The organism is Kaistia dalseonensis, assembly GCF_030814715.1.
GTDB classification, from domain to species: domain Bacteria; phylum Pseudomonadota; class Alphaproteobacteria; order Rhizobiales; family Kaistiaceae; genus Kaistia; species Kaistia dalseonensis.
In genome coordinates this window covers 368,103-394,591 of the sequence record NZ_JAUSVO010000003.1, presented here as the reverse complement: position 1 = coordinate 394,591, position 26,489 = coordinate 368,103, and the positions used below count along the sequence as shown (strand labels likewise).

The 26,489-nt window shown below is 64.2% G+C and carries 23 protein-coding genes and 1 tRNA gene; 9 read left to right on the top strand and 15 right to left on the bottom strand.

All coding sequences use genetic code 11. The annotated features are described in order from the left end of the window. Positions 1-19 precede the first annotated feature (19 nt). From QO014_RS12380 to QO014_RS12360, 5 genes are all read right to left on the bottom strand, one after another. Positions 20-898 (bottom strand): ABC transporter ATP-binding protein, encoded by an 879-nt coding sequence (locus tag QO014_RS12380; protein WP_266349013.1) that lies wholly within the window; start codon positions 896-898, stop codon positions 20-22. Between the two features lie 8 nt (positions 899-906). Continuing rightward, positions 907-1,743, bottom strand: a complete 837-nt coding sequence (locus QO014_RS12375) for an ABC transporter ATP-binding protein (protein ID WP_266349012.1) — start codon at positions 1,741-1,743, stop codon at positions 907-909. A 1-nt stretch (position 1,744) separates the two neighbouring features. Next, positions 1,745-2,587, bottom strand: coding sequence for an ABC transporter permease (locus QO014_RS12370; RefSeq protein ID WP_266349011.1), 843 nt, complete (start codon positions 2,585-2,587; stop codon positions 1,745-1,747). A gap of 5 nt (positions 2,588-2,592) precedes the next feature. Then, entirely contained in the window at positions 2,593-3,591 is a 999-nt protein-coding gene (locus QO014_RS12365; protein ID WP_266349010.1) for an ABC transporter permease, read from the bottom strand. A gap of 107 nt (positions 3,592-3,698) precedes the next feature. Further along, a complete protein-coding gene (locus QO014_RS12360; protein ID WP_266349009.1) occupies positions 3,699-4,829 on the bottom strand; it encodes a glycoside hydrolase family 172 protein in 1,131 nt (376 codons plus the stop codon). 298 nt (positions 4,830-5,127) lie between these two features. Between QO014_RS12360 and QO014_RS12355 the strand changes: the two genes are divergently transcribed. The 4 genes from QO014_RS12355 (at position 5,128) to QO014_RS12340 (ending at position 11,521) form a co-directional block, all read left to right on the top strand. Continuing rightward, the gene (locus tag QO014_RS12355; protein WP_266349008.1) at positions 5,128-5,871 is read left to right on the top strand and encodes a GntR family transcriptional regulator; all 744 of its coding nucleotides are present in this window, start codon (positions 5,128-5,130) and stop codon (positions 5,869-5,871) included. 331 nt (positions 5,872-6,202) lie between these two features. Beyond that, positions 6,203-8,314: a hydantoinase/oxoprolinase family protein gene (locus tag QO014_RS12350; protein WP_266349007.1), complete on the top strand. Its 2,112-nt coding sequence runs from the start codon at positions 6,203-6,205 to the stop codon at positions 8,312-8,314. Then, positions 8,218-9,789 carry a hydantoinase B/oxoprolinase family protein gene (locus QO014_RS12345; RefSeq protein WP_307258118.1) on the top strand — a complete coding sequence of 524 codons (1,572 nt, stop codon included), beginning with the start codon at positions 8,218-8,220 and terminating at the stop codon, positions 9,787-9,789. The genes QO014_RS12350 and QO014_RS12345 overlap by 97 nt, the downstream gene beginning before the upstream one ends. Continuing rightward, positions 9,776-11,521, top strand: a complete 1,746-nt coding sequence (locus tag QO014_RS12340) for a hydantoinase B/oxoprolinase family protein (RefSeq protein WP_266349005.1) — start codon at positions 9,776-9,778, stop codon at positions 11,519-11,521. Before QO014_RS12345 ends, QO014_RS12340 begins: the two co-directional genes overlap by 14 nt. 12 nt (positions 11,522-11,533) lie before the next feature. Here QO014_RS12340 and QO014_RS12335 read toward each other — a convergent pair whose 3' ends face one another. The 4 genes from QO014_RS12335 to QO014_RS12320 form a co-directional block, all read right to left on the bottom strand. Beyond that, positions 11,534-12,739 carry a trans-sulfuration enzyme family protein gene (locus QO014_RS12335; protein WP_266349004.1) on the bottom strand — a complete coding sequence of 402 codons (1,206 nt, stop codon included), beginning with the start codon at positions 12,737-12,739 and terminating at the stop codon, positions 11,534-11,536. A 250-nt stretch (positions 12,740-12,989) separates the two neighbouring features. Next, positions 12,990-13,066 (bottom strand) — tRNA-His (locus tag QO014_RS12330). Between the two features lie 162 nt (positions 13,067-13,228). Then, positions 13,229-13,729 carry a phasin gene (locus QO014_RS12325; protein WP_266349003.1) on the bottom strand — a complete coding sequence of 167 codons (501 nt, stop codon included), beginning with the start codon at positions 13,727-13,729 and terminating at the stop codon, positions 13,229-13,231. A gap of 328 nt (positions 13,730-14,057) precedes the next feature. Next, on the bottom strand, positions 14,058-14,438 hold the full coding sequence (locus QO014_RS12320; protein ID WP_266349002.1) for a phasin family protein: 381 nt from the start codon (positions 14,436-14,438) through the stop codon (positions 14,058-14,060). 264 nt (positions 14,439-14,702) lie between these two features. Here QO014_RS12320 and QO014_RS12315 point away from each other — a divergent pair, with 264 nt between their 5' ends. Next, positions 14,703-17,570 (top strand): ATP-binding protein, encoded by a 2,868-nt coding sequence (locus QO014_RS12315; protein ID WP_307258116.1) that lies wholly within the window; start codon positions 14,703-14,705, stop codon positions 17,568-17,570. A 115-nt stretch (positions 17,571-17,685) separates the two neighbouring features. Next, a complete protein-coding gene (locus QO014_RS12310) occupies positions 17,686-18,615 on the top strand; it encodes a glutaminase (RefSeq protein WP_266349001.1) in 930 nt (309 codons plus the stop codon). A gap of 18 nt (positions 18,616-18,633) precedes the next feature. Here QO014_RS12310 and QO014_RS12305 read toward each other — a convergent pair whose 3' ends face one another. Continuing rightward, positions 18,634-19,275 carry a chloramphenicol phosphotransferase CPT family protein gene (locus QO014_RS12305; protein WP_266349000.1) on the bottom strand — a complete coding sequence of 214 codons (642 nt, stop codon included), beginning with the start codon at positions 19,273-19,275 and terminating at the stop codon, positions 18,634-18,636. Continuing rightward, the gene (locus QO014_RS12300) at positions 19,272-20,153 is read right to left on the bottom strand and encodes a LysR substrate-binding domain-containing protein (protein WP_266348999.1); all 882 of its coding nucleotides are present in this window, start codon (positions 20,151-20,153) and stop codon (positions 19,272-19,274) included. Before QO014_RS12300 ends, QO014_RS12305 begins: the two co-directional genes overlap by 4 nt. A gap of 289 nt (positions 20,154-20,442) precedes the next feature. On the opposite strand from QO014_RS12300, the gene QO014_RS12295 reads away from it, so the two are divergent. Beyond that, positions 20,443-20,793 carry a DUF1127 domain-containing protein gene (locus tag QO014_RS12295; protein WP_266348998.1) on the top strand — a complete coding sequence of 117 codons (351 nt, stop codon included), beginning with the start codon at positions 20,443-20,445 and terminating at the stop codon, positions 20,791-20,793. Between the two features lie 162 nt (positions 20,794-20,955). Here QO014_RS12295 and QO014_RS12290 read toward each other — a convergent pair whose 3' ends face one another. From QO014_RS12290 to QO014_RS12280, 3 genes are all read right to left on the bottom strand, one after another. Next, entirely contained in the window at positions 20,956-21,639 is a 684-nt protein-coding gene (locus tag QO014_RS12290; protein ID WP_266348997.1) for a DUF937 domain-containing protein, read from the bottom strand. A gap of 102 nt (positions 21,640-21,741) precedes the next feature. Beyond that, positions 21,742-22,566 carry a universal stress protein gene (locus QO014_RS12285; protein ID WP_266348996.1) on the bottom strand — a complete coding sequence of 275 codons (825 nt, stop codon included), beginning with the start codon at positions 22,564-22,566 and terminating at the stop codon, positions 21,742-21,744. 73 nt (positions 22,567-22,639) lie between these two features. Next, positions 22,640-24,010 carry a glutamate--cysteine ligase gene (locus QO014_RS12280; protein ID WP_266348995.1) on the bottom strand — a complete coding sequence of 457 codons (1,371 nt, stop codon included), beginning with the start codon at positions 24,008-24,010 and terminating at the stop codon, positions 22,640-22,642. A 181-nt stretch (positions 24,011-24,191) separates the two neighbouring features. Here QO014_RS12280 and QO014_RS12275 point away from each other — a divergent pair, with 181 nt between their 5' ends. Next, complete coding sequence (locus QO014_RS12275; RefSeq protein ID WP_266348994.1) at positions 24,192-24,938, top strand: SDR family NAD(P)-dependent oxidoreductase; 747 nt, start codon at positions 24,192-24,194, stop codon at positions 24,936-24,938. Between the two features lie 90 nt (positions 24,939-25,028). Further along, the gene (locus QO014_RS12270; RefSeq protein WP_266348993.1) at positions 25,029-25,394 is read left to right on the top strand and encodes a PepSY domain-containing protein; all 366 of its coding nucleotides are present in this window, start codon (positions 25,029-25,031) and stop codon (positions 25,392-25,394) included. Between the two features lie 5 nt (positions 25,395-25,399). Here the strand turns inward: QO014_RS12270 and QO014_RS12265 are convergent, their stop codons facing one another. Further along, a complete protein-coding gene (locus QO014_RS12265; protein ID WP_307258112.1) occupies positions 25,400-26,314 on the bottom strand; it encodes a DMT family transporter in 915 nt (304 codons plus the stop codon). Between the last annotated feature and the right edge of the window lie 175 nt (positions 26,315-26,489).

The following is a 26,489-nucleotide window of genomic DNA, read 5'->3' as shown; positions in this document are numbered from 1 at the left end:
TATGTTTCTTCAGTCTTCTTCAGCCGCGCGATCTCATCGGCGCTGTCCTGGAAGGCGTCTCCTCAGCCGCCTTCAAGAGGTCGATCTCCGGCCAGCGCTCACCGAGACGCGGGATCGCGTCCATCAGTTCGCGCGTATAGGCCTCGGTGGGATTGTTCAGTATGTCCTGGGGCTTGCCGGCATCGACGATGCGGCCCTTGTTCATGATCACGACAGTGTCGGACAGGTAATAGGCCGTCGACAGATCATGCGTGATGTAGACGAAGGAGACGTCCTTCTCTTCCTTGATCTGCTTGAACAGGTTGACGATGCTCATGCGCAGCGAGGCGTCGACCATGGAGACCGGCTCGTCGGCGACGATCAGGCGCGGATTGGGAATGAGCGCGCGGGCAATGCTGAGGCGCTGCAATTCGCCGCCCGAGAACTGGCGGATATATTTGCCGCGAATGCGTTCATAGGAGAGCCCGACGGACCGCAGCGCGCCATCGGCGACCTCTTTGGCGCCCGCCTCGTTCGGCGCGATCTTCAGATTGAGCGCCGTCCGGATCAGATAGCTCTCGATCGGCAGATAGGCGCTGAAGGCCTCGAACGGATTCTGGAAAATCGGTTGCACCAGACGGCGAAACTCGAAATCGCTGATCCGTTCCACGCCCTTGCCGGCGAGCGGCCGGCCGAGCAGGCTGATCGTGCCTTCGGTCGGCTCGACCAGGCGCAGCACCATGCGCGCCAGCGTCGTCTTGCCGGAGCCGGATTCGCCGACGATGGAGAAGACCTGCGGCTTCGGGTCGAGCGTGATCGAGACATTGTCGACGGCGTTGAGCGTCTTGGCGGAGAACAGCCCGCCGGCCTTGTAGACCTTGCGGACGGCGCGGATATCGAGGACGGGGGCGTCAGTCATCTCGCCTCTCATACGATCACGCCGACAGCGCCACGGGCTGTCTCCTGGCGGGGCTGGCCGATCCGGGGCAGGGCCGCGATCAGCGCCTTGGTGTAGTCGTGCTGCGGGTTTGAGAAGACCTCGTCGGTCGGCCCGACCTCGACGATCTTGCCCTTGTAGGCGATCGCGATGCGGTCGGTGATCTGGTAGTGGACGCCGAGATCGTGCGAGACCAGCACCAGCGTGTTCTTCAGCCGGCGCTGGATTTCGACGAGCATGAGCAGGATGCGCTTTTGCACGACGACGTCGAGCGCGGTGGTCGGTTCGTCGGCCAGGATCAGTTGCGGATTGACGAAGGCCGCGATCGCGACGAGCACGCGCTGGCGCATGCCGCCCGAGAGCTGGTGTGGATAGGAATCGAGCACCGTCTCGGGCAGGCCGAAGCCGGCAAGGAAGCTGGCGAGGCGGCTGCGCAGTTCCTGCCGCGAGCCACGCTTTTCCCGCGCCGGCAAGCCGTCGGTCACCTGCTTCTCGATCTTCATGATCGGGTTCAGCACGCTCATCGAGCCTTGCGGCACATAGGAGATCACATCCCACCAGAGCTTCTGAAAGGTGGAGCTTTCGCAGACCAGCGGCCGGCCGGTCTCTGGATCTTTGAAATGGCCCGTCACCGATCCGTCGCGCAGCTTCAATCCGCCGGTGAAGTCGCCATAGATCGTCCGCAGCAGCGTCGACTTGCCGGAGCCGGATTCGCCGGCAATGCCGATGATCTCGTTATCGCCGATGGTCAGGCTGATATCGTCGACGGCGGGAATGAAGGCATCCGGCCGGCCATAGCCCGCACGCAGGTTCTTGATCTCGATCATCTCAGCCGATCCTCCGTGCGGCGGACCGGATGGCGAGGCCCGAGGAAACCAGGAACAGCGCGATGAACATCAGCACGATGGAAAGCACCGGCGCGCCGACCCAGAGATAACGCTGCGAGAGAAGCGCCTGATATTTGAGCGCCCAATAGATCATCGTGCCGATCGTCGCCTGCTGCGCGCTCGAAAGGCCGATGACGGCGAGGCTCGTTTCGGTGGCGATGCCGACGAGCACGGTGTTGATGAAGTTCGCCGCCGACCAGCCCGCAATATAGGGGAAGACATGCCGCCCCAGGATGCGCAGGCTCGATTCACCGGAGAACCAGGCGACATTGACGAACTCGCGCTCGCGCATGGTGAGCGCCACGGCGCGCACCTGCCGTCCCGGATAGGGCCAGTTGAACAGCACCAGCGCCATGCCGACGACCGGCAGCGACAATTGTCCGCCGAAAAGCGCCGCGAGCAGGATGAGGATGGGCAGGCTCGGAATGCAGAGCAGCGCATCCATCAGGAAGGAAAGTACCCGGTCGACCCAGCCGCCGGCATAGCCCGCGGCAAGGCCGGCGAAGACGCCGATCAGCGTCGAGAAGAAGGCGACGCTGAGGCCGAGCACGAGCGAATTCTGCAAGGCCCAGGTCAGCAGCCAGAAGATGTCCTGGCCCAGATTGGTGGTGCCCAGCAGATGATGCAGGCTGGCGCCCTGGTTGCGCGGGGATTTGTACCAGGTGAGCGGGTTGGTTGGCGCAAACCAGGGCAGGATGACGCCGAGCACCACGAAGATGAAGAGCAGGACGAGGCCCAGGCCGAGGCGAAACGAGCCGATTTCGGGAATCTTGAACTTGCGCATGATGATCATCTCGCCCGGATGCGCGGATCGAGGAGCGGGTAGATCAGGTCGATGATCATGGTCGCGGTGGCGACCGCGACGATCGACAGGCTGATCGTGCCCATGAGGAGGTTGTAGTCACCCTGGATCACGGCGGTGTAGATCAGGTGGCCGAGGCCCGGATATTCGAACAGGATCTCGGTGACGATCGACCCGTTGAACATCAGTCCGATCTGCAGCGCCAGGAAGGTGATCTGCGGCAGGATCGCGTTGGGCAGAATATACCGCGTGATGATCCGCCGATCGGAGAGGCCCTTGAGCCGGGCGTAGCGGATGAATTCTTCTTCAGCGAGCGCCGTGGTCTGCGCCTTGACGCTGATCACCCACCAGCCGAAGACGACGATGACGATCGAGGCAGCCGGGAGGATCGAGTTCCAGACGACGCTCTTCACGAAGGCCCACGACCAGGGTGCCCCGTGCACGGAGGTCGTGAGCGGAAAGACCGTCCAGATGTAGCTGAACAGGATCGAGAGAACGAGCGCCAGGATGTAGTAGGGGATCGGATAGATCGTGATCGCCACGGCCTCCATGATCCGCGATGATGCCTTGTTCGGCCGCCATCCCGCGAGAAGCCCGACGAAATTGCCGAGTACCCAGGCGATCAGCGTCGAGGACAGCAGCAGACCGAAGGTCCAGGGCAAGGCCCGCCCGATCAGTTCGCTGACCGGTGTCGGGTACATGGCGAGTGACGGCCCGAAATCGCCGGTGAGCAGGACGCGCTTCACGAAGCGTCCATATTGCTCGAGCAGCGAGCCCTGCAGGCCGAAGGCATCGGTCAGCGAGGCGCGCAGGGCGTCGGATTGCGCCGCGTCCATGAACGAGCCGGTCGACGAGACCTTGGCCAGCATGGCCTCGACCGGATCGTTCGGCGCGAAGCGGGGCACGAAGAAAATCGTGGTCAGGCCGAAGGCGATCACGAGAAAATAGGAAATCAGTCGCGTGGCGATCTGGCTCAGCAGTCTCATCCGGGACCCGTCCCTTCGTACTGTTTCCCGTCTCCTTCGGATGTTCCGAAGGAGACGGGTCATTTCCGTCGAATGCGCTCACCGCGACTGATCGCGGTCGCGGCCGGTCAGATGATCTCGAGGTAATCGTTGCCGGGGAGGGCGGGGAACGGTGCCGTGGGCAACGCCTGATACCAAAAGGCAACGGAAGCGATATCGTCCTGCAACGGAAGGTAACGCCGATCCTTCTTTTCCGTCCGCCAGCCGATCGCCTGGATCGTCACCTTGATGTCGTTCTCGAAGCGGATCGGATCGGCGATATGCCAGCGATACATGCCGAAACGGGTCTGGGACTGATAGGTTCCGTCGGGGCGGAGTACTTGCGGCAGGCCAGCATAGGGCGTCGTGAATTCCCTATAGGCGCTCGTCATGTTGGGATCGATCACGCCGCCGTCGAAATTATAGGCGCCGCAGAAATAATCCTCGGTTCCCGTGCCGCAGATCGTCGGGAATTCCTTGTCGCCATCAAGGAAGAACTTGATTTCGCCTTCGCCCCACCAGCCGGCATTGTTGACACCCCAGGCCATATAGGTGCCGACATAGTGGCCCTGACCCTTGATGCCGTCGAGGATCACATAGTCTTCGCCGAAGGGAAGCGGATTGGTCCTGCGAAAATGGGCGTGGAAGTAGGCCGCGTCTGCCGGAACATCCGTCAGCGCATAGTTGATCTGATAGTAGAGGATCACCGATTCATCGGGATCGCGGTTCTCAAGCGTGACGCGCGCCCGCTTGCGGAAGGGCATCTCCCAGTAACAATTGAAGGCGCGGCCCGGATTGACGCACACGGCCAGCGAGGAAACCTGCGCGAAACGGTTCCAGCCCGATGCAAAGAAATCGCCGAGTGGCGATTCGACTGAAGGATTCTCCTGGTCGTCCCAGTAGATCCGCAGGATCAGGTTGCGCCAGCGCACATTCGAAACGACGCACCAGATCTGCTGGATCGCTCCCGGACCATCGATGTCGGCGAGAACGCGCGTTTCTCCGGCCGCAATCGAGATCGAGGGCGAAACCTTCCAGCCCTGGCCCTTGCCGTCCTTGCCGAGGCCGCGCGCATGGATCGCGCCGGTTCCCTCGAGCGCCATCCCGCCCTTGCCCTTCTCGCCGGTGAAGTTCTCCGGGCTGATCGAGCGGGTCTTGGCATGGGACAATCGCGAGAGATTGCCGAGATGCATACCGAGACCCGAGAATCCGTCAGACATAATTCCTCCGCACGATTATTTACGACCAGGCATGCTCCAAAGACGAGCACGACAAGTCCGATCCATCGATTTCATTGTATTGCCTATCAAGTGTGCGCAAGAACGCGATTGCTGTGAACGTGACAGCATTCATGCGAGCACTAGAACAGGTATTATATTTGAGATTGTGGCGTCAGTTGCCTCGACTTAGGCGACAATTTCCAACCCGGTTACTCAGAGCTTTTATAAGCTTGTTATTGAACCGTAGACGGCTCTCTTATTCTGGCTATGATGCTAGGATCCTAGTTAGGGGGTGTCAATGGCGATTGCGCTGTCCGACCCGAAAAGAAGTAAGGCGCCCGGCCTGTCGGGCGGAGCCGATCCGTTCCCGCCGGGAGCGGAGATCGATCGTTCGCGCCCGATCGGCGAGCAGGTCTACCTGTTGTTGCGTCACGCGATCACGAACTGGCGGCTTCGTCCGGGCGACGTCATTCCGGAGGCGCTGGTGACGAAGCGGTTCGACGTGTCACGTTCGCCCCTGCGCGAGGCGGTGCGGCAGCTCGCGGCCGATGGACTGGTGGTTATCCGTCCGCAGGCCGGCACCTATGTGTCGTCGATCGACCGTGTTCGCTGGGAGGAGGGCCGGCTGATCCGCCGCGCTCTGGAGATCGAGGGCATTCGTCTCGCTGCCTCGCGGATCGAGGCGAGGCATATTGACGAGATCGACATGCTGATGACGCAGCAGAGGCGGGCGGTCGAAGCACGGGATTTCGAGCGCCTTCTCGATCTCGACGACCGTTTCCACGCTTATATCTGCGATCTCTCGGGCTTTCCCCGTCTCTGGAGGATGATCGACGGCGCCAAGGCGCAGATCGACCGCACCCGCTACATGGCGCTCCCGGCGATGGGGCGCGCCGATGCTACCTTGACCGAACACCAGGCGATCTTCGACGCTCTCGTGGCGCGTGATCCGGACGCCTCCGTCGATCGGCTGTTGCGCCATCTCGACAGTTCTGACCAGAGCATGGCGCAACTGTTCGACCGTGACGATTTCGACGTCTGACGACCAGTTCGCCAGGCGATCCGGCCGGAGCTGTCTGGTGGGGCGCTTGATTTTCAGCCTGTGGTGGCCGGCCTCTCCAACACGCCGTCGCGCCGACCCTCTGTGAGCGTCGCTGCGTGTGGAGACTCGGAGAATTTTTGCTACACTAAAATTCGCGTGGCTTTTCGCCAATCCGCCTTGGCCGATGAACCGAGGGCATGGCACTCGCCATGGCGCAGTTGGGCCGGATCTTCGTGTCCTGGAGGGGCATAGCGGACGGGGTCGGCAAGCTTCGAATGTCATTCCAGGCCTTGAGCGGTCCTGGCGAACCTGTGTTGCAAGGTAGTTCAGAATGAGCAGATGGATTGTCGGCATCGATGTCGGCGGCACCTTTACCGACCTCGTCGCCGTCGGACCCGACGGCAAGATCCACGCCACCAAGACGCCTTCGACCCGCGACCAGTCCGACGGCGTGCTGACGGCGCTCGCGCGCCTTGCCGCCGATCTCGGTATGGATCTCGATCAACTCCTCGCCGAACTGCCACTGATCGTCCACGGCACCACGGTCGCGACGAACTCACTGCTCGAATATGACGGCGCCAAGGTCGGCCTGATCACCACCTCCGGCTTTCGCGACGAGATCGAGTTTCGCCGTTCCTACAAGGAGAGCGTCTTCGACCCACGTCTGAAGGCGCCGTATGCCATCGTGCCGCGCCGCTACCGGATTGGTGTCAGCGAGCGTGTCGATCACAAGGGCACGGTGCTGACGCCGCTCGACGAAAACGAGGTTCGCGCGGCGCTGGCCGGCTTCCGGGCCGAGGGCATCGAGGCGGTCGCCGTGTGCTTCCTCTTCTCCTTCGTCAATCCCGCGCATGAGCGGCGTGTTGCCGAGATCGTCAGGGAGGTCATGCCGGAGGCGTTCCTGTCGCTCTCCTCGGAGGTTCTGCCCGAAATCCGCGAGTTCGAACGGGTCTCGACGACGGTGGTGAATGCCTTTGTCGGGCCGCGCATGAACGCTTATCTCACTCATCTGGAAAGCCGTTTGCGCGAGCGCGGCTTTGGTGGCGAGCTCTTTGTCATCCAGTCGAATGGCGGCGTGCAGTCGGCGGGCGAGGCCGGCAGCTTTGCCGTGAACGGGCTGCTCTCGGGCCCGGCCGGTGGCGTGACGGCGGGCAGCTTTCTCGGCGAGATCGCGGGCTATCCCAACCTGATCACCGTCGACATGGGCGGCACGAGCTACGATATCGCGCTGATCGAGAGCCTGCGCCCGGCCGTCACGACCGAGAGCTGGATCGGGCGCTACCGGATCGCGCTGCCCATGCTCGATATCCATACGATCGGTGCCGGTGGCGGGTCGATCGCCTGGATCGATGCCGGCGGCGCCCTGCAGGTCGGCCCCGCCAGCGCCGGCTCCAATCCGGGACCGGCCTGCTATGGCCGCGGCGGCACGCGCCCGACCGTCACCGACGCCAATGTCGTTCTCGGGCTGCTCAATCCGGATTTCTTCCTGGGCGGAGAAATGCAGCTCGACCGCAAGGCGGCCGAGGACGCGATCCTGCATGAGATCGCCGAGCCGCTCGGCCTGTCGGTGGTCGAGGCGGCGCTCGCCATCTCGGAGATCGTCAACAACAACATGGCCAATGCGACGCGGCTCGTCACCACCAAGCGCGGCCATGATCCGCAGCAATTCGCGCTTGTCGCGGCCGGTGGCGCCGGCGCGCTTCACGTGGGCAAGCAGGCCGAGGAACTCGGCATCCAGACCGTGATCGTGCCGAGTCTCGCGCCGGTCTTCTGCGCGCTCGGCGACACGGTGGCGGATCTCCGCGTCAGCGAGGCACGGACCCATATTGGATTGGCGGAAACGGTCGATTTCGAAGCGCTGAACGATGCCTTCCAGGAGATTGAAGCGCGCGCCCGCCAGCGGCTCTCGACCCAGTCGCTCGTCCGCAACTTCGATGTTCGCCGCAGCCTCGACCTGCATTATGCCGGCGAGGTGCATGAGGTGACCGTGCCGGTCCGCGCGCGTACCCGCCGCATCACCCGGCTGAATCTCGACGCGACCATCGCAGATTTCCACGCCCTGCATGAAAGGCTGTTCGCGCACAAGGACCTGGCCCAGCCGGTGGAGATTCTCACGCTGCGCGTCGATCTGATCGGCGTGCGCGAGAAGCCGCGCTTGCCGGCGGCGGATTTCGGCGACGAGGATCCGTCGGTGGCGCTGAAGAATGTCCGGCCGGTTCATTTCGACGTCGAGGCGCTGGAAGCATCGGTCTATGACGGCGCGCTGCTGAAGCCCGGCAATTTCATCGAGGGGCCGGCGATCATCGAGCAATGGGGCACGACCATCGTCGTTCATCCCGGTCATGAATGCCTGATCGACGCCTATGGCAACATCATCATCGAGATCGGCCAGGCGGCGCGGAACCGCAAGGCTACGCTCGAGCCGGAGCGGTTCCCCGGATGATCAGGTCTCAGGTTGTCTATAGCAGGCTCGCGGCGATCGTCCGGGAAATGTCCGATACGGTGGCACGGACGGCCCGCTCCAAAGGCCTCGCCGAGGGGCGGCGCTATGCCGTCGCTGCATTGACCGGCGCGCCGCGCATCGCCGCGCAAGTGCAGTTCGACGCCAGCCACTCCTATCTGATCCGTGCCAGCGCGGCGGCGCTGATCGACTATTTCGCTTTCGATCTCGCTGATGGCGACATCGTGGTGGTGGGCGATCCCTATAGCGGCGGATCGACACCGCAGGTTCTGACCTTCCTCGCTCCCTTCTTTCACGAGGGCGAACTGGTCCTCTTCCCCGCCATTCGCGCCGAACTCGCTGATCTCGCCGGCGAATATCCGGGCACGTTGCACCCGACCGCGAGCGAGACCTGGCAGGAGGCCATACGGGTCACGCCGGTGAAGCTCTATCGCAATGGCGTGCTCCAGCGTGACATACTGCGGTTTCTGCTCCGCAATAGCCGCGCCGCCGACCTCGTCCGCTCGGATATCGAGGCGATCGTTTCTGCGCTCCGCGCCGCCGGGCGCAATCTCGATACGCTGCTGCGGGATCGCGGCCGGCAGGCGGTCGAGGGCGCGATCGACGACGCCATCGACCATGGCCGGCGGCTTGTCGGCACTTATCTGTCGCGATGGAACGGCATGGAGCGCGCCGGTGCGACGACAATCGAGCGAATCGGCTCCAACCCGATCGCATTGAAGCTGCGGCTCTCCGCGGAGGGCGGAACGCTTCTGGCTGATTTCGTTGGTTCAAATCCGCAGGTCGCCGAACCTTACAACATCACGCGTTGGCATGTGCGGGGCTATGTGCTGGTCGCCGCCGTGGCCGAAATGCTCGACGACGTCGCGCTCAATGACGGCGTTCTCGATCGCCTCGAGGTTCGGGCGGAACGCGGGAGCATTGTCGACCCCATCCTTCCCTCGGCAACCGGCCTTTCCGATCTCGTGACGGGTCATGCCGTTGCCGGGCTCGTCCGCGCCATGCTTCAGGGCGATGGCGACGGCATGGCCCCGATCGACGGCCCCGCGCCGGCCATCGTTCTGTTTGCGCCGATCGGCTCGCGCGAGGACAATCCGCCATTTGCTCTCGATCCTGGCTTTGCCATATCGGGTGCCGGCTGGGGCTCGCCCGTCCTGGCTGGTCACCGCCTGCTGCCATCGGCGGAAATCCTCGAAGCGCGCGATGGCTTCGAGGTTCTCTTTCGCGAGCGTTCGCCGATGGGCGCCATCGATGTACTCGTCCGCAATCGACGCGGCGATCTCGAGGCGGCCGCCATCGTGCCGCAGCGGTCCGGCCACGCCTGTGGCGCGCTCGTCCTGGTCGAGGGCGACCGCGAAACGCCGCTCGACTGCGTGACCGGTGGCCCGATTCCCGATGGCGCATTGCTGCGCTTCACCTATCCTCGCTATGCAGGCGACCTTGATGACGAAACGTGACCTGATCCTCTCGCAGATCATCGGCGGTTCGCTCAACACCATTGCCGACGAAATGAGCGCGACCGTGACCCGCACGGCGCGCTCGCCCGTGTTCAACGAAGCGCATGATTTCACCACCGCGATCTTCGAGTTCGATGGCCAGAAATCGCGTCTGGTCGCCCAGTCGCCGGGCTGCACGCTCCATCTCTATGCCGTGGTGATGGCGGTAGACCGGGCCATCGAGGCCTTCAAATACGACCTTCAGCCGGGCGACGTGATTCTCGCCAGTGATCCCTATGATGGCGGCACGCATATTCCCGATCTCGTCGTGATCGCGCCGGTCTTTCATGATCGCAAGCCGGTGCTCTTTCCGGCGGTACGCGCCCATATGGGCGATGTCGGTGGGCCGGTCGCTGGCGGATACAATCCGCATGCGCGCGACATCTGGCAGGACGGTCTCGTCATGCCGCCGCTCAAGATCGTGAGCCGTGGCGAGCGACGGCGCGACGCTTTCGATCTCATCGTCGGCAATAATCGGCTGGCCCATTGGGTACAGGGCGATCTCGAATCGATGATCGGCGCGTGCGGTCTCGCATCGCGGCGCATCGGTGAACTGCTCGACCGCTACACCCTGCCAGTGGTTCGCAAGGCGCTGCAGTCGAACATCGACTATGCCGAAAAGCGCGTGCGGGCCGAGATCGCGAGCTGGCCGGACGGCGAATTCTCGGCCGAGACGTTCGTCGACCACGACTATGCCGGCGGCAGGGATATCCGCATCGCCTGCAAGGCGATCGTGAAGGGCTCGGACCTGACGCTGGACTTCACCGGCACGGCGCCGCAGGTGCAAGGCTTCATCAACAGCCCGATCGCCAACACGCTGTCCTTCGTCTTCCTCGCAGTCGCGGGCTGTTGCGACGAGGATATCCCGATCAACGAGGGCTATATGGCGCCGGTCAAGGTGATCGCGCCCGAAGGCACGGTCGTCAATCCGAGGCGTCCCGCGCCAGTCGGTAATTGCACCTGCGTCTCCGGCGCCGAGATCGCCGAGGTCGTGCTGCTTGCGATCGGCGGGCTCGCGCCGCAGCGCGTCGGCGTCAATTGCCACAAGAACCCGCTCGCCTTCTCCTTCGGGAATTACGCCGATGGGCGCATGTGGGTTCAGCTGAATTTCCTCGGCTTCACCGGCGGGGCGGGCGCGGCCTACGGCACCGATGGCTGGGGCCTCTATGCGCCTTTGATGACGGGCGTCACGACGCCCTCGATCGAGATGACGGAGATCCAGTATCCGAGCCGGATCGTGAAGCACGAATATATCCCCGACAGGACCGGACCCGGCTATTGGCGCGGCGCGCCGGGGCTCGAGACGGTCGTCGAGCACCTGACGGAGACGCGGAACAGCGTGATGATGGATGGCGTCCGCAACACGTCGCGCGGTTATGCCGGCGGTGGTGATGGCGGCGCCAACCGCGTGCTGCTGCGCGACGACGAAGAGAGCGCCGTCGAGGTCCCCGAGGCGGCTTTCCAACACCGCCTTCCGCCGCGCGGACGGCTGGAAACGATCCGCGGCGGCGGTGGTGGCTGGGGCGATGCGCTCGACCGTCCCGCCGAGCGCGTCCGCGAGGATGTGCGCGATGGCTATGTCTCGCGGGAAGGGGCGTTGCGCGACTATGGCGTCGTGCTGGACGAGCAGGGCGCCCTCGTCAGCGACGCGACAAAGCGGGAGCGCGAGCGGCGACGGGCGACGGGGACCTGACCAGCCGGCCCGTCAATCAAGGCAGCGCGCGAGATCGTCGATGAGATCGTCCTGATCCTCCAGTCCGACGGAGAAGCGGAACACGCCGCTTCCCGCGATCGCCCGGTACGAGGCCGCCGCCTCGCCTTCGAGGCGGAAGGACGAGCGTAGGATGTCCTCGGTCGGAATGTAGAACAGCAGGCTCTTGGTCTTCCCAAGCGACACTGCATAGGCGATGACCTTCAGGTCTCGCGCCAGCCTGTCGGCGAGTGCCTTGCTGTCGCCTTGGACGGTGAAGGAGAGCAGGCCGGAGGCGTTGCGCATCTGCCGGGCGGTGAGTTCCGCCTGCGGATGACTGTCGAGGCCTGGCCAAAGCACGCTCTTCACGGATCGGTGCTGGGAGAGGAAGTGCGCAAGGATCCGCGCATTGGCCTCATGAAGGCTCATGCGGCCCGGTAAGGTCTCCAGGCCGCGCAGCAGCAGCCAGGCGGCGAAGGGCGACAGCGCGCCGCCATGATGGATCAGCGCTCCGCTTCGCAGCGGCGCCAACTGATCGGCATCGCGCACCGTCACGGAGCCGCCCAACGCGTCGCCATGGCCGCAGATATATTTGGTCAGCGAATGCACGACATAATCGGCGCCGAGCGAGAGCGGTTGCGTCGCGATCGGCGTGGCGATGGTCGAATCGACCGATAGGGCAACACCTGCGCCATGGGCGATATCGGCGATCGCCGCAATGTCGCTGAGGCGCAGGATCGGATTGGCGGGCGTCTCGATATGGACGAGCCGCGTCACGCCGGGCCTGATCGCGGCTGCGACCGCGTCCGTATTCGAGGTATCGACCAATGTCGCCGTAATGCCGAAGCGCGGCAGGATATCCTGCGCCAGCTCGGCGACGCCGGCATAGCAGACATTGGAGAGGACGAGATGGTCTCCGGCGGAAAGGCGCGACAGGAACAGCGCCGAGATCGCGGCCATGCCGCTCCCAAAAGCCACGGTGCCGGCGCCGCCTTCCAGCGCCGTCAGCCGGTCTTCGAGCAGTTGCACGGTCGGATTGCCCCAGCGGGTATAGAAGGGGGGCGGCGTGCCGGCGAGATCGTTGGCCGAGAATCCGATCGCGTCGGGCTCGGTGTGAAAACTGGTCGCCGTCACGATCAGCGGAGAGACGGGATCGCCCGGCTTTGCCGGTCCCGCGCCACCATGCAGCGCCAATGTCCGTGTCCCGATGCGTCGTGCCATGAGCCTGATCCTCAAATCGCTGCCGCATCGTGTCAAACTGCGGCGGCATCGGCAATCAGACTGCCTGAGGCGACCTGCGTCTCAGGCAGTTCGGGTATCGCGCGATATGCTCGTCTCCACGCGCGCCTCTGTCCCCGGTCAGGCGAGGGCGGCCACATTGGTGGAGGCGTCACGAGGTGCAGAAACGCTCCCAGTTCGCCGTGGGGGGCGAAATCGTCAATTCAACGATGTGGGGGAGGTGCGTGGCGAATGGTACAGCTGGGTGGGCTCGAACCACCGACCTTCGGAGCCACAATCCGACGCTCTAACCAACTGAGCTACAGCTGCCTATTCGAAAGCGTGCGGAACCTAGAAGCAAAGCCGCCGCGATTCAAGGGCGAAAGCGGGAATTTTCCAGAGTGATCGTCGGCTGGACGTGCACTATGCACAGAAAAAGGCCCGGACGATGTCCGGGCCCCTTGCATTCGATCGTGTCTGGCTGTCGGCGGCTCAGTTGAGCTTGAACGCCTTCATGGCCTTCTCGACGCCTTCCTTGACCGGACGCGAAGCATCGGTCGTCAGCTTCTGCGAGAGGGCCTGGAAATCCTTGACCTGGGCGGCCAGCGTCTCAGCCTGCTTGCGGGCAAAGGCGGTCTGAAGCTCGATCACTTCGGCGAAGGTCTTGGCCGAGAGGAGATCCCTGGCGAGGGTGAAGGCAGCGTCGACATTGGTCTTGGCGGCATCGAGGGACTTGTGGCCGAACTCGAGCGTGCTGGCGCGCGTGGTCTCGTAGCTGTCCTCGAAGACCTCGGTGGCCTCTTCAGCCGCCGTCTTGAACTTGGCGTAGGCTTCCTTGCTGCTGTTCACCGACTTCTCGGCGAATTCGCGGAAGGCCGCCGGAATCTCGACGTTCGGGATGGTCACATTGAAAGCCTCGAACGGGGCTTCGAACGCCTTGGCGGTCTTGGCGGCGGCGGCTTTCACGGTCTTGGGGGCAGATGTTTCGGACATTGGGGCGCTCCTTGGGCTGAACTGCCGTTTCTCGGAGCTGCACTAGCCTTGACGGTATCAACCGATCAATCCAACGCCCCGATCGACTTCGATCAATACATAGCGCAGGTTGTTGGTGCATTGCAACATTATTTTGCAACGCACAAAAGCCGAGACGTTTCAAGGCGATAGAATGTTCGCGCAAAATGCGCCGTTTTCTGCGCTTGTCGAATTTATGACGGCGCTGTCGCCTCATTCACTGGCAGGAAGCGCAATTCAAAGGCGATCGATGCGCCATGGCGCATCGATTCCGGACTTTTCCGCTGTCGGCTCGTTGCGGCGCGTCCGCTCAACGCTCGGACTTATGTGCAGCTTGTCCTGCTACTTTGCCGAGTATCTCAGTCATGTTTTTGCCTTGCGCCTGCACCGACTCGACCTGCTGCTTCAGGAAGCTCTGCTGCAGCTCGCCGAGCTCCTCGATCGTCTTGACCCGCACCATCTTCTGCGCGAAGTCGAACGAGGCGGCGATGTTCTCCTCAATGTAGCCGAGGGCCTTGCGGTTGACGTCGAGCGCGCCTTCCTGCAGCGACTTGGTCGAGGTCTCGACCTTGTCGACGGCCTTGACGGTCGCGTTCATGAAGTCGTCGAACGCCTTCTTGGCCTGGTCGACGCTCTTGTCGGCGAAGGCGCGCATCTGTTCTGGAATCTCGAACGCGGTCTTGTCGGCCATCGGTTTCCTCCCTCGCTGGCTGTGGGGAGCATAGCGCTTGCAGGCGACGATCGAAAGACAGCTGGCCGTGATTAACCAAACCGCAGAAGAGTCCGCCGTCCAGGCCGCCCGTGCGTGGACCGCGAAACACCGGCGGTCTATTAGGATATTGTTAAGGATCGCGATGTTTCCGACGACGTCTTAGCGCGACCTTAAGCTCCGTCCGGCTTTCTCAGGAGCCGGAACGGCCGGTGGCGCAGGTGGAGCAAGGTGGCCCAGGTGGCGATGAGCGGGCGCAATCATGCCTATCTCGATCTGGCGGCATTGCCGCCGGTCGGGGCGGCGCTCTTGTCCGAACGACCGACCCTGCTTTGGGCGGCCGACGGCCGGCGCTTGCTCTGGGCGAACGCGGCCGGCATGCGCTTCTTCGGCGCCGCCGACATGGCAACGCTGCTCGATCGCCATTTTTCCGCGACGCTGCCCTCGACTGACCAGATCGCGCGTCTCGCGCGACAGGCGCCCGTCGATGTCGCGCGCATGGAGCGGATCAGTTTCGCAACCGGCGGCCGTCTGCTGAACCTTGCCGCGTCCTGCATGCGGCTGATCCTGCCGGATGGCGTCGCGGCCGTGCTCATGACGCTCGATGGCGAGCGGGGCAGGGTGCAGGCGCTTGGGGAGCGTGCCGAATCGCTCGTCGAGGCGATTGCGGCCGAGGACTGCCTCATCGCCGTGCTCGACGATGATGGCGAGGTGATCGCGGCGTCGGGTGGCTTCGGCGTGCTCTCGGCCGGCGAGGCCGCTATTGCCGAACTCGCCGCCGCGATGGAGCAGGGCGGCGGACCACTGGTCAAGCGCGCCTTCCGCATCGACGACAGCCGCCGGGCCGCCGGTCTTGCGCGGTTCGAGGCGCCGGAGGGCATATTCCATCTCCTCGTGGTCGGACCGGCCGAGCGGATCGTCGTGGAGCCTGTCTCTGCGCGCCCGGAGCCGATGGCCGAGGCCGAACCCGTCGCGAGCCCGGATGAAACTCAGGTTCAGGCGAGCGAAGGAGCCGAGAACGAGACCGAGGGCGATGAACAGAGCGCTCCGGCCTCTCCGGAGATCGTCGCGCCATCGCTGCCTGTCGATCTGCTTGCGGCGGCCGAAGAGCCAGTTCCATCGGCCGATATCGATGTGCCTGCCTCTATTGAGCAAAGCGCGACAGCCGAACCGCCGTCCGCTGTGCCGGCCGAGACGACCGATAGAGAAGCGGCGTTTCAATTCGAGCAGCCGGCCGGCCCGGTGCGGTTTGTTTTCCAGATGGATCAGGACGGGCGCTTCATCCTGGTTTCGCCCGAATTCGCGGCGGTGGTCGGGCCCCGATCCGGCGCGATCGTCGGCATGTCCTGGAGCAATGTCGCGGCCGCCCGCGGGCTCGATCGCGCGGGCGAGATCGCGGCCCTCATCGCGCGGCGCCAACCATGGAGCGGCGTGACGCTCGATTGGTCAGTCGATGGTTCCGGTGTGCGCGTCGCCGTCGATCTCGCCGCCTTGCCGGCCTTTGCGCGGGACCGTCAGTTCGAGGGCTATCGCGGCTTCGGCGTCATCCGTCCGATCGAACACCGCGCGCCGGCCGAGGCGGTCGTCGAAACGCCTGTGCCGGCCATTGCACCCCCGGCCATTGATGAGCCGGTGGAGGCGCCGTCGGCCCCGCCGTCCAATGTCGTGCGTCTCTCGCGTGCTTCGACGGTGGAAACGGAGCGGCTGAGCCCGCCCGAGCAGGATGCGTTCCGCCGCATCGCCGCGGCGCTCGGTGCGCCGGTCGCTGCCGCAACGCCGAAAGCCGAGCCGGAACAGCCCGAGCCCGTCGCGCTCCCGGTGCCGACCCCGCCTGAGGCCGAGGTCGTGGCCGCTGTTCCTGAGGCGCCGGCGGAGGTGACGATCGACGCCGCCTTGGTCGAACCCGTTGTCGCGTCTGTTCCAGAGCCGTCCGCCGCACCCGCCAGTGATGCGGCATTAGCCGTCATCGCGGCAATCGAGGCGCAATTGGCGCTGTCCGAGCAGAAGATCGTCGAGCTGGAACTGATCCTCGATACGGCGACGGACGGTGTTGTCGTGATCGATCGCGAAGGACGCATCGAGCGCATCAACCACAGCGCCGAGGCCCTGTTCGGCATCGATGCAGCGCGGGTTGCCGGGCTGCCCTTCACGGACCTTCTCGCCGAGGAGAGCTGGAAATCCGCGCTCGACTATCTCGATGGTCTTGCCAGCAACGGTGTCGCCAGCGTCCTCAATGATGGCCGCGAGGTGATCGGGCGCGTGCCGCAGGGCGGTTTGATCCCGCTCTTCATGACGATGGGCCGCCTCGGTGATACGGGCAAGTTCTGTGCGGTTCTGCGCGACATCACGCAGTGGAAGAATGCCGAGGAGGAACTGATCACGGCCCGGCGCACGGCCGAGACCGCGTCGATGCAGAAATCGGACTTCCTCGCCAAGATCAGCCATGAAATCCGCACGCCGCTCAATGCCATCATCGGCTTTTCCGAAGTGATGATGGAGGAGCGTTTCGGGCCGATCGGTACCGAGCGCTACAAGGAATATCTGCGCGATATCCATGTGTCCGGCGCGCATCTGATGAGCCTTCTGAACGATCTGCTCGATCTCTCCAAGATCGAGGCCGGCAAGCTCGACCTTTCCTTCGAAGCGGTATCGCTGAACGAGATCGTGATGGAGTGCGTGGCCCTGATGCAGCCGCAGGCCAATCGCGAGCGGATCATCATTCGCACCAGCCTGTCCAGCCAGGTGCCGAGCATCGTCGCCGATCCGCGCTCGATCCGGCAGATCGTGCTGAACCTCGTCTCCAATGCGATCAAGTTCACGCTTGCTGGTGGCCAGGTCATCGTCTCGACGGCGATGGAAGAGCAGGGCGAGGTAGCGCTCAGGATCCGCGACACCGGCGTCGGCATGTCGGAAAAGGACATCGAGACGGCGCTGAAGCCGTTCCGGCAGCTCGCCACGTCGAGCAAGCCGAGAAGCGACGGGACAGGTCTCGGCCTGCCGCTGACCAAGGCCCTGGTCGAGGCCAACCGCGCCGCCTTTGCGATCGACAGCGCAGTCGGACAAGGTACGCTGATCCGCATCACCTTCCCGACGAATCGCGTTCTCGCGAGCTGAGCATCTTCGAGCGAAGCGGATCGCGTGAAGACGATTCGATGAAACAAGGAGACGGAGCCCTTCGGGCGAACGGGTGTTCGCGAGAATGGCTTTGGTCGCAACCAGCCGATTGCCTATGCCCGAACTGCAGACCGTCCTCGACGAAATCGCCGCGTCCATGGCCTCCATGACCGAGCGCGGCCATGTCGCCCATTATATTCCGCAGCTCGCCAAGGTGGACCCGAACCAGTTCGGCATCGCCGTGCTGACCAATGACGGCCAGCTCTACGGCGCCGGCGACGCCGATGCGCCGTTTTCGATCCAGAGCGTCTCCAAGGTGTTCACGCTGACCATGGCGCTCGGCCAGGTCGGCGATTCGCTCTGGAAGCGCGTTGGGCGCGAGCCATCGGGCAATGCGTTCAATTCGATCGTCCAGCTCGAACACGAGCACGGCATACCGCGCAACCCGCTGATCAATGCCGGCGCCATCGTCGTCACCGATGTCGTCCTCGCCGGACACAAGCCGCGCGAAGCGATCGGCCAGATCCTGCGCTTCATGCGCTCGCTCGCCGATGATGAGGGGATCTATATCGACAATGCGGTGGCCCGCTCCGAGGAGGAAACGGGCTTCGGCAATCGCGCGCTCGCGAATTACATGAAAGCGTTCGGCAATCTGCATCATCCGGTCGAGATGACGACCGGGGTCTACTTCCATCAATGCGCGATCGCCATGAACTGCCGCCAGCTTGCGACGGCCGGCAGCTTTCTCGCCACCCAGGGCCGCCATCCGCTGACCGGCATCAAGGTGGTCTCAAGCGAGCGCGCGCGCCGCATCAACGCGTTGATGCTGACCTGCGGCCATTATGATGGATCGGGCGAATTCGCATTCCGGGTCGGCATTCCCGGCAAGAGCGGCGTCGGCGGCGGCATTCTGGCGATCGTGCCGGGCAAGGCGTCGATTGCCGTCTGGTCGCCGGGATTGAACAAGGTCGGCAATTCGCTTCTCGGCTCGCTCGCGCTGGAGCGGCTGGCGAAAGCCATGGACTGGTCGATCTTCGGGCCGTGATCCGGCCCCGCCGAGCGCTCAGATACCGCGCTCCAGTCGCTCGAAAGCGGAAGGGCCCGCCTGTCCGGCCGCAAGGCGTGCCAGAATAGCCTCTGCACAGGCTTCCGGGCTCATCAACGATGTGTCGAGTTCGAGATCATAGGCCTGATGCGCATGCACCGCCTCCTGCCAGCGTCGAACCGGCGCGGGAATGGCCCCATCCTCGCCGTCCGCGGCATAGAGGCCCTCGCGACCGGCAACAGGGACACGTCGCCGCGCCATGATCGTGTCGAGCGGGCAATGAACACCGACCAGCAGCGCCGGCAAGCCATGCAGGCGCCGGGCGCAATCGGCGAGAATGCCGAGGGGCTGCGAATAATCGTCGTGATGACCGAGATCGGCGACGACATCGAAGCCGAGCCGACTATGCGCCGCGATCGATTCGTAAAGGCCTGCGTAAAGGCGCGGCAGCAGCACTTCGAGACCGGGCATTTCACCGCCGGGTCGCAATCCGATACCCGGGCGCAGTCGTGGCGGCAGCATCGCGGCATTGTGCATGTCGACGCCGAAATTGACCCAGACGGCGTCCTCGCGCGCCTGCAGAGCGGCGACGATCGAGGACTTCCCGGATCGTGGCGCGCCGTTGAGGACAACGATGCGCCCCGCTTTGATCTCGCTCACTCCGCGGCGATCCGCATTGAGAGGTTGTCGAGCGACGATACGATATGCTCGGCCAACGCATCGACAATCGGCGAGGAAGGCTGGTTCCAGGCGCGCAGCAGGCCGATCTCACAGGGCGCGAGGCGCGGGAAACCGTCGGATTCGCCGAGGACCCGCATGCCTGGACGCAATGCTGATTCCGGCTGCACCGAGATGGCGAGGCCCGCAAGCACGGCCGCCGCGAGCGCGGTCGAATTGTTGCTCGCATAGAGAAGGCGATATTTCCGGCTCGATGATTGCAGCGCGTCGATCGCCGTGCGGCGCCAGCAGCAGGTGTTGCGGCCGAGCGCGAGCGGAAGCACCTCTTCCTCTTCCAGCCGGTGATGGTTGGAGACGACCCAGAGCAGCGGCTCCTGTCGCACCACCTCCGCCATCGGCGTTTCCTTGATGTTGGTGATGATGCCGAGGTCGAGCTCGCCGGCCCGCAGGCAATCCACCAGCTGCAAGGTCGGCTCGCAGACGACCGTCACTTCGACGCGCGGATTGGAACGCGAGAAGCGCGCCAGGATCTCGGGCAGGAATCGATCGGCATAGTCGTCAGGCGTGCCGAGCCGCACGCGGCCCGACAATTCGTCATCGTCGAAGGCTGCGACCGTCTCGTCGGAGAGGCGCACCATGCGGCGGGCATAGCCGAGCAGGCGTTCGCCATCTTCCGTCAGCTTGGCGCTGCGGCCGTCGCGGCCGAAGATCGGCTTGCCGATGCGCTCTTCCAGCCGGCGCATCTGCATCGATACGGCGGACTGGGTCTTGTGAACGGTGTCGGCCGCGCGCGTGAAGCTGCCGCTGTCGGCAATCGCGACGAACGTCCTAAGTTGATCGAGATCGAGCATATTGGCCATGTGCGAATCCTCACATTGCGTTCGTGCCTTCGCGCCGCCTTCTTCCGGTTCCAAATCATGAGCCGGCGTCGAAAACGGCAAGAATCGGGTGGTCTGCTCGTTGGCGCGGTGCGAAGAAGGAAAACGCCAACCGATGGACGCATCATGAATAGCGATGGCTGATATTAAAAACATTCGTTGGAATGATCAATCAGATTGAGCGATTGTTCGTTTGTTCCCAAGACGCGTTGCTGAGCAACCCCTTCCGAGTGGTGGAAGGCCCTCGCTGCGCTTGCCGATGGAGGCTGCCATGACCACCTATGAGACCTTTTCCACTTCGACCCGTGTTCGGCGTGGGCGCACGATCCTGACGATCGTCGCTGCTGTTGCCGCCCCGGTCACGGCGCGTGTCCGCGCCTGGAAAAATCGTCGCTCCGTGGCGCGGCTCCTCGAATGGGATGATCGCATGCTGAGCGATATCGGATTGACGCAGGGCGACGTCTATTGTGCCATGTCGGCTCGCGCCGATGAGGACCCGTCGGTGCAGCTTTCCATGCTGGCGCTCGAGCGCCGCTTCGCCCACCAGGCCCAGATGCGCGACAGGCTCAATCGCGGCAGTGAAGTCCGCGTCGCTTCGGCGCGCTATCGCCGCAAGGCCTGAATGCTACCTTTTGGATGACGGCCGATCCGTCATCCGTTTGCCTGCAGCCGGAGCCCCCCTTCAATCCCCTGGGTGGTTCCGAACTTGGCCCGCCGTTCGCACGGCGGGCCTTTTTGATTCAGGCGCCTCGTCCGCTCTGCGGCGACAGTCGACGACCGCTGCCTATTTCTTCGAGCTTTCGGCGAACTGATCGAAAATCCGTTCCATGGATTTGCGATAGCTGTCCTGCATGCTGCGCCCGGCGTCGAAGAGGCGGTCGATCACCTCTTCATTGCTCATCGGCTCGTTGTCGGGCTCGGGCTCCGGCTGTTTGCCGAGGAAGCTCTCCATCAGCGTCACGAATGGAAGGTCCGGCGCTTGTTTCTTCTTCGGCTTGGCAGCGCCCGGCGTCATGTCCTGCATGAAGCGAAGGAAGGGGTTTTCGTAACTCTCCGTCTGCCTCTGCATGCCGCCGACCATCATGTTGGCCATGACGGGCATCATGCGGCGTACGATGTCCTGCGTGATGCCGGTGGCGGCCTCGACCTGCAGGGCGACGGCCTTGGCCACTTCCGGCGAGCCGAACATCTTTTCCAGCAGGCCGTTCCCCTCCTTGAGCGCCGAGGGCGTCATGGCGGCGAACGGGTTGTCGAAATAGGACTTGTACTGGCCGGTGCCGAGCGATTGCCAGAAGGCCGCGACGCCGAACGGATCCGACGCGCTGCGCCGCATGCCGAGCCAGAACGCCGGCATCAGCGCTTCGAACGCCTTGGCCTGCTGTTCGGCCGTGATCCCGAATTCCTTCGCCATGACAGATGCCATGGCGTTCTGCTGGGCTTCCTGCATCAGATCATAGAAGGTTTTCATGGCTCTGCTCCGGCCGGCCTTGTTCGCTATGATCGGGCGGCAGGAGCAAGGCGTCAAATCCCGTAGGCAGGGGGCGGGACGCGCGGCTCTCGGCCGGCCGCCTTAGTGGGTCATGATGAGAGGAATCGTCAGGTCCTTGAGCATGCCGCGCGTCGCGCCGCCGAGAATCCACTCGAGCAGGCGGTTGTGGCCATAGGCGCCCATCACGATCAGGCCGGCGCCTGATTCGGTGGCGTAGTGCTTCAGGGCCGCTGCGACGTCCTTCTTCGGATTGGGAACCGTCGTCGGCGTGGCGGTGATGCCGTGGCGGGCGAGATAGGCCGTGACGCGCTGGCCGGTCGGCAGTTCCTTGCCGTCATCGACAATGGCGATGTCGACCTTCTCCGCCGCCTTCAGGAACGGCATGGCGGCGCGGACGGCGCGGGCGGCGGTGATCGAGCCGTCCCATGCGATCAGCACATGGCTCGTATCGACAGGGCCGCTCAGCTTGCGCGGGGTGATCAGGATCGGCGCGCCTGCATGGAAGAGGACAGCTTCGATCAGCGCGTCACGCACCGGCTCGGGCTGCTCGGGGTTATCTTCGCTGATGACGACGAGATCGGCGAGGCGGACGTCATGGACGATGCCGTCGAGGCCGCCGCCGGACATGACCTCGATGATCCGCGCCTCGGAGGAGATACCGGCTTCGGTCGCGAGCTTGGTGAAGGCCTGCTGGGCGTTCTTGGCCTCGTCGAGCGCCTGGTTGCGGGCGCTGATCATGAAATCGACCGGGACAGGGGTGACCGCATAACCCGGCACGACCGGATCATAGGCCAGCGCCAGGCCGGTCAGGTGCGCGCCGAGCTTCTGTGCCAGATCGATCGCCACCCCGGTGGCGGGACGATCGCCGCCGAGGTCGACCACGACGGTGATATCCTTGATATCCATAATCATTTTCCTCTTGCGCTAGCGGCGCGCCAGAACGGGCGGCACGCCTGCGGAACAAATCTCGAGCCTGAACTCAATATGCGTGGCGCCTGAACACTTCGCCAATATCGCCATTCCAATCGGTCGCATATTCGCGCAGCAGGCGCTCGGCCGGTGTCTCGCCGCTCGCAACGACTTCCTGCAGCGGCTGCAGGTAGACGCTCTCGTCAACGCCATCAGCATTCTTACGCCCACGGCGGGTGAGCCCGCCTTGAGCCAGCTCAAGCACGTCGCGCGCAATGTCGCGAACGATGCGATTGCGGAACGGGGTCTTGAGGGCCGTCACCGGTACGGCGTCGCGCAGCGCCTCGCGCTCATCCGCAGTCCAGTCCTTGACGAGGTCCCATGCCGCGTCGAGCGCGGCTCGGTCGTAGAGCAGGCCAACCCAGAAGGCCGGCAGCGCTGTCAGCGTCCGCCACGGGCCGGCATCGGCGCCGCGCATCTCGATGTATTTCTTGAGCCGGACATCGGGGAACAGCGTCGTCAGGTGGTTGTTCCAGTCGGAGAGTGTCGCACGCTCGCCGGGACATCCAGGCAATTCGCCGCGCAGCAGGTCCCGGAAGGACTGGCCGGCCACGTCATGGTATCGGTCACCGCGCTTCACGAAATACAGCGGCACGTCGAGCGCCCAGTCGACGTAGCGCTCGAAGCCGAAGCCATCTTCGAAGGCGAAGGGGATCAGGCCCGAGCGTTGATTGTCCGTATCGCGCCAGATCTCGGCACGATTGTCGAGCAGGCCGTTCACCTTGTTGTCGATGAAGGGCGAATTGGCGAAGAGGGCCGTCGCGATGGGCTGCAGCGCCAGCGAGACGCGCATCTTCTTGACCATGTCCGCCTCGTCGGCGAAATCGAGGTTCACCTGCACGGTCGAGGTGCGGAACATCATGTCGAGCCCGCGCGTGCCGACCTTCGGCATGTAGCGCGCCATGATCTCGTAGCGCGATTTCGGCATGACGGGCGTTTCGTCGAGCGACCAGATCGGCGAGGTGCCGAGACCGATGAAGCCGATGCCGAGCGGCTCGGCGCATTCGCGCACCTGCGCCAGATGGGCGTGCAGTTCGCGGCAGGTCTGGTGGATCGTCTCGAGCGGCGCGCCCGAGAGCTCGAACTGGCCGCCCGGCTCGAGCGAGATGGCGCCGCCACCGACAGGGTCGACGAGGCCGATGATCAGGCCGCGATCCTCGATCGGCTGCCAGCCCAGAAGCCCCTCCATCAGGCGCAGGATGCGCTCGATGCCGTGGGGCCCCTCATAGGGGACGGGCGACAGATCGGCGATGTTGAAGCCGAACTTTTCGTGCTCGGTTCCGATCCGCCAGTCCGCTTCCGGCTTGGAGCCGGACGCAATCAGGGCGACGAGATCGTCACGAGATTCGACGATCGTTGAATCGGAAGCGTCGCGAGCCATGGGAACTCCGAAGGGCAGGATAGGGCCGGCACATTAGCGGCGCTCCGGCGCGACGGCAATCTTCTCCGCGGTAATCGGCGATCGGCCACCGGCGGAGGCCGTTCGTCAGGCTTTCCATGGACCGGAGAGCCGGTTTCGTGCAGGGATTTCAGCCGGGTAATGCTCATCAGGGAGAGGGATCATGACCGAATCGGCGCGCCATGTGGCGATCATCACGGGTGGGACGCGCGGCATCGGCGCGGCGATTGCGCATGCGCTGGCGGCGCGCGATGTCGACCTGCTGCTTTCAGGACGAAACCGGGACGACGAGGTCGACGCGCTGATCGCCGCACTCGATACGAAGACGAATGTTGGATTGCATCTCGCCGATGCCGGCGATCCCTCGACCGCGACGGCACTGGTCGAGCTGGCGATGCAGCGCTTCGGCCGCATCGACTATCTCGTGCCGGCGGCGGGCGGGGCGGTGCCGGGCACGGCTCTCAGCGTATCGCCGGAGGCCTGGGAGGAGGCCTTCCGCGTCCACGTCCATGCGCCGTTCCATCTCTTCCGGGCCGCGCATGGAGCGCTCGCGGTTCGCGGTGGCGCGATGCTGCTGATTTCCTCCGTCGCCGGATTGCGCGGCTGCCCCGGCACGGTCGCCTACCAGACCGTGAAGGGCGCCCTGCCGCAGATGGGCCGTGCGCTGGCGCGTGATCACGGCCACGAGGGGATCCGCATCAATACGGTCTGTCCAGGCATCATCGAGACGCGCTTCCACGCCGCCATGACGCCCGAGGCGCGCAGGAACAATCTCGAAAACCGCATTCCGCTGCGCCATTTCGGCACGCCGGAAAACGTCGCGACCGCCTCGATCGAGCTTCTGACCAACCCGTTCATAACGGGCGAAACGCTCGTCATCGATGGCGGAATGAGCATGCGGATGGTGTGACCGGCGTCACCCCGCGCGGGAACCGGACCGCGCGGCATGACGTTTCCCAGGTCCAGACGGTCAGCCGTCAAACGATCAGGGATACGCATCATGACCTTACGCTCAGTTCTCATCGGCCTTGCCGCGGTCGCCTCGATCGCGGGCGCGGTTCCGGCCGCTTCGGCACAGGGAATCATCATCGACCAGGGTGGTGTCCGGATCGCGCCGCCGCCCGGCTATGACGATGGCGGCCAGCGCGGTTATGACCGCGGGCCGCAATATAATCATCGTGGCATCAGCCCGCGCGAGGCGAGCCGCATCGCCCGCGGTGCGGGCATGGCGCAGACCTATGATGTCGGTCGACGCGGTCCGATGTGGGTGGTCAGCGGCGCTGATCGCCGTGGGCGGGGGTTGATCGTGACGATCAGCAGCCGTACGGGCGATATCGTCAACGTTAATCGGCAGGGCCGAGGCTGATCCCTTCAGCGTCGTCCCAGCACGATGACGTTTCCGACCATGACGAGCACCAGTCCGGCGATCGCGAAGGCTGTCCAGTGATAGCCTTCAGCGACGGTCGAGATCAGGAGCGCGAAGACGGGGAAGAGCACGGTCGAGTAACCGGCTCTTCCCGAGCCGATCCGGCCGAGCAGGGTCAGATAGGCGAAGAAGGCTACGACCGACGACAGGATCGACAGCCAGAGCAGCGAGCCGACATAGCGAAGCGTCGGGTCGATCATGAAGGTCTTGCCCGAAACGCCGGCGATGATCGCGAGCAGCAGCGCACCATAGGCCATGCCCCATGCGTTCGCCGAGGCGACGGGCAGGCCGCGCCGCTGGTTTGAGGCCGAGATCATGTTGCCGACGCAGAAGAACAGCGTTCCGCCGACGCAGAGCAGGAAGCCGATCGCAGCGTCATGATCGATCTCCGTTCCGGCTATCTCCGGCCAGAACATCAACGCAACGCCGCCGAAGCCGAACGCCGCTCCTGCCAGCACGCGGCGATCGATCGGCTGGCGCAGGAAGATCGCGCCGAGGATCATGTTGAAGACCGAGGCGAGCGAGAAGATCACGGCGAGCAGGCCTGAGGCGAGCTTGGCGCCACCATGATAGAACTGCACGAAATTCAGCGAGAAGATGAAGACGCCGAGCCCAGCGAAGCGCAGATGGTCGGCGAGCGGAAAGGCGAGGCGATTGCCGCGCAGGGCCGCCCAGACGAACATGATCGCCGAGGCGAGCGCGAAGCGCCAGGTCAGCGACACCTCCGGCGCGACGACGCCGAGCTGCATCTTGAGAGCAATCCAGCTCGTGCTCCAGGCGAAGACGGTGATCGCATAGAGCGTATAGTCGAGCCCGACCATGGGTGCGGTCGTCGTGCTCGACGGTGGTTTGCTGGACAATCGGCTCGTCTCCGCCATCAAGGGTGCCGCAGGGCGCATATCCACGTCCGATCGATCGAGAAAGAGGCGGAAGATGCGCCGCCCGATCCATCACGTCCAGTCAATGCTGGTGAAACGAAAGATCACGGAGAGTGATGAATCGAAGCGGCTTCGCCCGCACATATTCGTGATCCGA

Excerpts from the sequence above, each read along its gene's own strand:
- QO014_RS12275 (WP_266348994.1), top strand. The coding sequence starts at position 24,192 with ATGACCGAATCGGCGCGCCATGTGGCGATCATCACGGGTGGGACGCGC.
- QO014_RS12285 (WP_266348996.1), bottom strand. The coding sequence starts at position 22,566 with ATGGATATCAAGGATATCACCGTCGTGGTCGACCTCGGCGGCGATCGT.
- QO014_RS12350 (WP_266349007.1), top strand. The coding sequence starts at position 6,203 with ATGAGCAGATGGATTGTCGGCATCGATGTCGGCGGCACCTTTACCGAC.
- QO014_RS12380 (WP_266349013.1), bottom strand. The coding sequence starts at position 898 with ATGACTGACGCCCCCGTCCTCGATATCCGCGCCGTCCGCAAGGTCTAC.
- QO014_RS12315 (WP_307258116.1), top strand. The coding sequence starts at position 14,703 with ATGAGCGGGCGCAATCATGCCTATCTCGATCTGGCGGCATTGCCGCCG.
- QO014_RS12360 (WP_266349009.1), bottom strand. The coding sequence starts at position 4,829 with ATGTCTGACGGATTCTCGGGTCTCGGTATGCATCTCGGCAATCTCTCG.
- QO014_RS12320 (WP_266349002.1), bottom strand. The coding sequence starts at position 14,438 with ATGGCCGACAAGACCGCGTTCGAGATTCCAGAACAGATGCGCGCCTTC.
- QO014_RS12325 (WP_266349003.1), bottom strand. The coding sequence starts at position 13,729 with ATGTCCGAAACATCTGCCCCCAAGACCGTGAAAGCCGCCGCCGCCAAG.
- QO014_RS12300 (WP_266348999.1), bottom strand. The coding sequence starts at position 20,153 with ATGGCCAATATGCTCGATCTCGATCAACTTAGGACGTTCGTCGCGATT.
- QO014_RS12375 (WP_266349012.1), bottom strand. The coding sequence starts at position 1,743 with ATGATCGAGATCAAGAACCTGCGTGCGGGCTATGGCCGGCCGGATGCC.
- QO014_RS12295 (WP_266348998.1), top strand. The coding sequence starts at position 20,443 with ATGACCACCTATGAGACCTTTTCCACTTCGACCCGTGTTCGGCGTGGG.
- QO014_RS12355 (WP_266349008.1), top strand. The coding sequence starts at position 5,128 with ATGGCGATTGCGCTGTCCGACCCGAAAAGAAGTAAGGCGCCCGGCCTG.
- QO014_RS12340 (WP_266349005.1), top strand. The coding sequence starts at position 9,776 with ATGACGAAACGTGACCTGATCCTCTCGCAGATCATCGGCGGTTCGCTC.
- QO014_RS12365 (WP_266349010.1), bottom strand. The coding sequence starts at position 3,591 with ATGAGACTGCTGAGCCAGATCGCCACGCGACTGATTTCCTATTTTCTC.
- QO014_RS12270 (WP_266348993.1), top strand. The coding sequence starts at position 25,029 with ATGACCTTACGCTCAGTTCTCATCGGCCTTGCCGCGGTCGCCTCGATC.
- QO014_RS12310 (WP_266349001.1), top strand. The coding sequence starts at position 17,686 with ATGCCCGAACTGCAGACCGTCCTCGACGAAATCGCCGCGTCCATGGCC.
- QO014_RS12370 (WP_266349011.1), bottom strand. The coding sequence starts at position 2,587 with ATGCGCAAGTTCAAGATTCCCGAAATCGGCTCGTTTCGCCTCGGCCTG.
- QO014_RS12290 (WP_266348997.1), bottom strand. The coding sequence starts at position 21,639 with ATGAAAACCTTCTATGATCTGATGCAGGAAGCCCAGCAGAACGCCATG.
- QO014_RS12335 (WP_266349004.1), bottom strand. The coding sequence starts at position 12,739 with ATGGCACGACGCATCGGGACACGGACATTGGCGCTGCATGGTGGCGCG.
- QO014_RS12345 (WP_307258118.1), top strand. The coding sequence starts at position 8,218 with ATGCCTGATCGACGCCTATGGCAACATCATCATCGAGATCGGCCAGGC.
- QO014_RS12280 (WP_266348995.1), bottom strand. The coding sequence starts at position 24,010 with ATGGCTCGCGACGCTTCCGATTCAACGATCGTCGAATCTCGTGACGAT.